The 573-nt window shown below is 45.9% G+C and carries 2 rRNA genes; both read left to right on the forward strand.

The features are described from left to right. Nucleotides 1–220: ribosomal RNA gene (locus AM506_RS21850) — 16S ribosomal RNA — on the forward strand; the annotation flags it as partial. Between the two features lie 199 nt (nt 221–419). Next, nucleotides 420–573: ribosomal RNA gene (locus tag AM506_RS21855) — 23S ribosomal RNA — on the forward strand; the annotation flags it as partial.

Genomic DNA, 573 nt, shown 5'->3' on the forward strand with positions numbered 1-573 from the left:
GCCTACATGAAGCTGGAATCGCTAGTAATCGCGGATCAGCATGCCGCGGTGAATACGTTCCCGGGCCTTGTACACACCGCCCGTCACACCACGAGAGTTTGTAACACCCGAAGTCGGTGAGGTAACCTTTTGGAGCCAGCCGCCTAAGGTGGGACAGATGATTGGGGTGAAGTCGTAACAAGGTAGCCGTATCGGAAGGTGCGGCTGGATCACCTCCTTTCTAAGGAAGATTTACTAAAACGTTTGACGCGTTGAAGTTTTGTTCAGTTTTGATGGTTTAATTACTGTCAAAACATTTTTTATCTCTTTCGAGATGAGAATGGGTTTGTTCTTTGAAAACTAGATAAAGATAAATTGATAGTCAAGAAATTACCGAGTATCGCCATTTTAGGTTTTAAACCTGATGTAACAACCAATTCGGTTAAGTTATGAAGGGCGCACGGTGGATGCCTTGGCACTAGGAGCCGACGAAGGACGGGACTAACACCGATATGCTTTGGGGAGCTGTAAGTGAGCTTTGATCCAGAGATTTCCGAATGGGGGAACCCATTGTTCGTAATGGAACAATATCCT

Origin of the sequence: Rossellomorea vietnamensis (assembly GCF_001305855.1) — a bacterium.
Taxonomy (GTDB): Bacteria; Bacillota; Bacilli; order Bacillales; family Bacillaceae_B; genus Rossellomorea; species Rossellomorea vietnamensis_A.